The sequence below is a fragment of the Microbulbifer sp. JSM ZJ756 genome (assembly GCF_044383805.1).
In the GTDB taxonomy this organism is placed as follows: domain Bacteria; phylum Pseudomonadota; class Gammaproteobacteria; order Pseudomonadales; family Cellvibrionaceae; genus Microbulbifer; species Microbulbifer zhoushanensis.
The window spans coordinates 1-1,864 of sequence record NZ_JBISER010000025.1; the positions used below are offsets into that span (position 1 = coordinate 1).

Consider the following 1,864-nt stretch of genomic DNA (forward strand, 5'->3'; position numbering starts at 1 on the left):
ATCCACACGCTGCGCTGCTCGGCGGTGCCGGCGGCGTAGCGGATCTCCACCTGGTTGCCCATGGCATCGAGGTGGTACTCGGTACGGGTATCGTAGTCGTCGATCATGGCCGTCATGCGGCCGTTGGTGTCGTACTCGTACCCGGTCTCGGTCCACACCTCGACGCCGCCGATGCTGCTCTGCAGCACGCGCTCGAGCTGCTTGTTACCGGCCTCGTCGTAGACGTTCTCGGTCACGCCGCCCGCGGGGTTCTCCACCCGCACCTGGCGGTTGGCCTTGTCGTAGAAGTACTCGGTGGTGCGCGGCGCGGTGCCGTCGAGGCTGTTGGCGGCCTCGGTCATGCTGGTGCGGTTGCCCACCGCGTCGTAGGCATAGGCGGTGACATTGCCCTCGCCGTCGGTCATGGTCAGCATGCGGTCGGCGGCGTCGTAGGTGAAGCCGTTGGTCTGCACGTGGGCACGGGCGGCCTTGTCCGCGTCGTACCCCGCCGCGGCCGGGTCCACCAGGTACTGGCCGACGGTGACCAGGGTCTGGTTGCCGAAGGCGTCGTAGTCGATGCTGGTGGTGAAGCCCTCGCCATCGGTGATGGCCACCTGGCGGTCCAGCAGGTCGTAGGCGTAGGTGGTGGTGCGCGCGTCGCTGCCATCGGCGAAGCTCTGCGTGGCGGTGAGGACGTTGCCGCGCTGGTCGTAGGTGTTGACGGTCAGCGTGCCCGCCGGGGACAGGCTGGTGAGCATGCGGCCCAGCTTGTCGAAGGTGTTGAGCTGCTCGCCGCCGTTGGCGTCGATGATGCGGGTCTGGTTGCCCAGCACATCGTACTCGTACTGGGTGACGCCACCCATCGGGTCCTGCACCTGGGTGATGCGGTTGTCCAGGTCGTAGTCGTAATAGGTGTGGCGCTCCAGGCCCGCGACACCCACGGCCTGGATGGTCTCGCGCTTGTTGCCGGCGCCGTCGAGGACATACTCCACGCGCATGCCTTCGCCGTCGACCAGGGCCACCTGGCGGTTGTCCAGGTCGTACTCGTAGCTGGTGGACTGCTGTTCCGGCAGGCCCGGCGCGACGATCACAGCGGTGCGGTTGCCGGCACCGTCGTAGGTGAACTCGGTGCGCTCGCCCTCGCCGTTGACCTGGGCAACCTGGCGGTTGTTGCGGTCGTACTCGAAGGACTCGGTGCGCGCCTCATCAAGGGGCTGATCGACAATGATGGTGCCATCACCGATGCCAGTAAGGGGATCCCAGTTCGGGTCCTGCGTTTCGGTGAGGATCCCGGCAGCAATCACCTGGCTCTTGAGGTTGCCGTTGGCATCGTATTCGAACGTGCTGTAGACACCCAGGGGATCGGTGGTTTTGATCAGGCGGTTATTCTTGTCGTACTCGTTGACGGTGACACGGCCCTCGCTCGTGCTCTCGCCCGTGAATGGATCGACAAAACCGAGCGGATCGTAGTCGACGTTTTCCTTAGTGACATTACCGTTGGCATCCAGCTCGTAGTGCGTCACCACGCCCTCGGCGTCGGTGATGTCCGTTACCCGGTTGGCCTGGTCGTAGGTGTACAGGGTGCTGCGCTCGTCCGCCGTGCCCTGCGCCTCGATCACCGCCGTGCGGTTGCCGCGCTCGTCGTATGTGTACGCGGTCACCACGTCCAGCGCGCTGGTCTCGCTCACGACCTGGTTGATCGCGTCGTAGTCGTAACTGGTGGTGCGGCCGGTGTCGCCGGCCTGCGCCTGCGGTACACCATCGATCACGCTGGCGCGCTCGTTGTACAGGGTCACGCTCTTCACGTTGCCGACGTCGTCGTACACCGTTTCGGTCAGGTAGCCCTCGGCGCTCAGCTGCGCCACCTCGCGGTTGACGCTGTCGA

The 1,864-nt window shown here is 65.5% G+C and carries 1 protein-coding gene; it reads right to left on the bottom strand.

Annotated elements, in window-relative coordinates; genetic code table 11:
* Window positions 1-1,864 (bottom strand): hypothetical protein (locus ACH6CX_RS18445; RefSeq protein WP_396676204.1); only part of this gene is annotated, 1,864 nt, incomplete at both ends.